General features: G+C 38.3%; 1 tRNA gene and 1 rRNA gene. Both read left to right on the top strand.

From position 1 onward, the window contains the following. Positions 1–170 (top strand): 16S ribosomal RNA (locus tag RR062_06185); the annotation flags it as partial. 130 nt (positions 171–300) lie between these two features. Beyond that, positions 301–376, top strand: a tRNA-Ala gene (locus tag RR062_06190). The last annotated feature ends 242 nt before the right edge of the window (positions 377–618 follow it).

Genomic DNA, 618 nt, shown 5'->3' on the forward strand with positions numbered 1-618 from the left:
ATGCGTTCCCGGGTCTTGTACACACCGCCCGTCACACCACGGAAGTTGGGGGCGCCCGAAGCCACTTAGCTAACCCTTTTGGGAAGCGAGTGTCGAAGGTGAAATCAATAACTGGGGTGAAGTCGTAACAAGGTAGCCGTATCGGAAGGTGCGGCTGGATCACCTCCTTTCTAAGGAGAATTACCTACTGTTTAATTTTGAGAGTTTTTATTATTTATAAAAAAATAAAAACTTGTTAAAAATATTGACAAAAATTAATGAAAATAGTAAAATATAATTCGTTAAAAAAGTTAATAATATGGGGGTGTAGCTCAGCTGGGAGAGCACTTGCCTTGCACGCAAGGGGTCAGGAGTTCGATCCTCCTCATCTCCACCATTTCGCTAGAAACATGCGAAGAATTTTAGTACCTTGAAAACTGCATAACATTTAGTGATATGACATCATTTTATATATGAAGAAGATAACTTCTAAAAATATCTCAGACAAGAAAAGTCTTAAAAATTACATTTAAAGTAACGTAATAAACTGAGTTAATACAAAGTTTATTCGTAACGATAACTTTAATAACTTGGTCAAGTTATTAAGGGTGCAGGGCGGATGCCTTGGCACTAGGAGCC

It is taken from the genome of Clostridia bacterium, from assembly GCA_036654455.1.
Classification (GTDB): Bacteria; Bacillota; Clostridia; order Christensenellales; family CAG-314; genus JAVVRZ01.